A 1,580-nucleotide genomic window follows, 5' to 3' on the forward strand; every position below is an offset into this window, starting at 1 on the left:
CAGCCCCGCCGAGGCTCCGGAGGTCGCCCTCGAGGTCCTCGACCCGGGCCTGCAGACCTTGATCCAGGACCTGGGTCGTGACGGGCTGAGCGACCTCGGGGTCTCCCGTGCCGGAGCGGCCGACGAGTCCGCCATGCGACAGGCGAACCGGCTGGTCGGCACCGCCGCCGAGGCACCGGTGCTGGAGGTGCTGCACGGCGGGCTGCGGCTACGCGCCGCACAGAGCCTGGTGCTCGCCGTGGCCGGGGCTGAGGTGCCGGTGAGCGTCACCGATGCCGACGGCGGCACCCGCACCCCCGGGATGCGGGAGCCCTTTCTGCTCACCACCGGTGACACCGTCCACCTGGGCACCCCGCGCCGGGGGCTGCGCACCGTGGTGGCCGTCCGCGGCGGGTTCGCCGCCGAACCCGTGCTGGGCAGCCTCTCGGCGGACACTATGTCCGGCTTGGGCCCCGCGCCCCTGCAGGCCGGGGATCGGCTGGGGGTCGCCGTCGCCGTCGTCGCCCCGGTGGGAGAGCCCGAGCCCACCACGCTGCCGGAGGCTGAGCCTGACGGCGCGATCCCCCTGCGCTTCACCCGCGGGCCTCGGGATGACTGGTTCGCCGAGGAGGAGATCCATCGGCTGCAGTCCCAACGCTGGAGGGTCACTCCGGAGTCCAACCGCATCGGCATCCGGCTCGGCCTGCCCGCCGCCACGGAGGGCGGCGGGGAGGACAGCGGAGAGGAGGGCGTGAAGCCCCGACCGCTGGAGCGAGTGCGCGACGGCGAGCTGCCCAGCGAAGGCGTGCCGCGCGGCTCTCTGCAGATGCCTCCGGCCGGGCTGCCCGTGCTCTTCCTCAACGACCACCCGGTGACCGGCGGCTACCCGGTGATCGGCGTCGTCATCGACGAGGACCTGCCGGCCGCGGCGCAGCTGGCCCCGGGCGACGTCGTCGCCTGCGCGCCGTCGACCCCCTGAGCCTCGAACCTGCTGATGCCGCACTCACCGCCACCGCACTCACCGCCACCGTGCCCGCTGACACCAGACCTGCCCACCGGACACCCTTCACCTGCGAGGATCCCGCATGACCACCCTGCTCATCGCCAACCGCGGAGAGATCGCCGTCCGCATCATCCGGGCCGCCGCCGAGCTCGGCCACCGCACCGTGGCCGTCTATGCCGACCAGGACGCCGCAGCTCTGCACGTGGAGCTGGCCGACGTCGCCGTCGCCCTCCAGGGCACCACCGCCGCCGAGACCTATCTGGATCAGGACAAGATCCTCGCCGCCGCGGCCGAGACCGGAGCTCAGGCGGTGCACCCCGGGTACGGGTTCCTCTCCGAGAATGCCGACTTCGCCCGCGCGGTGGAGCAGGCCGGCATGATCTGGGTCGGCCCCGCTCCGGAGACCATCGAGCAGCTCGGCGACAAAGTCGCGGCCCGGGAGCTCGCGGTGTCCGTGGGGGCGCCGCTGGCCCCCGGCACCGACGGCCCCGTCGAGGGTGCTGCCGAGGTGCGCGCCCTCGCCGCCGAGCTCGGCCTGCCCGTGGTCATCAAGGCCGCCCACGGCGGCGGCGGGCGGCGGCAGTGCGCGTGGTCGGCA

Annotated in this window: 2 protein-coding genes; both read left to right on the forward strand. The window is 74.6% G+C overall.

Annotation, left to right across the window (positions count from 1 at the left end; translation table 11 throughout):
- A partial coding sequence (locus tag BCY76_RS17210) for a biotin-dependent carboxyltransferase family protein (protein WP_139827889.1) occupies nucleotides 1-958 on the forward strand: 958 nt, incomplete at its 5' end.
- Between the two features lie 106 nt (nucleotides 959-1,064).
- The coding region (locus tag BCY76_RS17215; RefSeq protein ID WP_272896878.1) for a biotin carboxylase N-terminal domain-containing protein at nucleotides 1,065-1,580 on the forward strand (516 nt) is incomplete at its 3' end.

This window comes from Nesterenkonia sp. PF2B19, from assembly GCF_001758425.2.
Classification (GTDB): domain Bacteria; phylum Actinomycetota; class Actinomycetes; order Actinomycetales; family Micrococcaceae; genus Nesterenkonia; species Nesterenkonia aethiopica.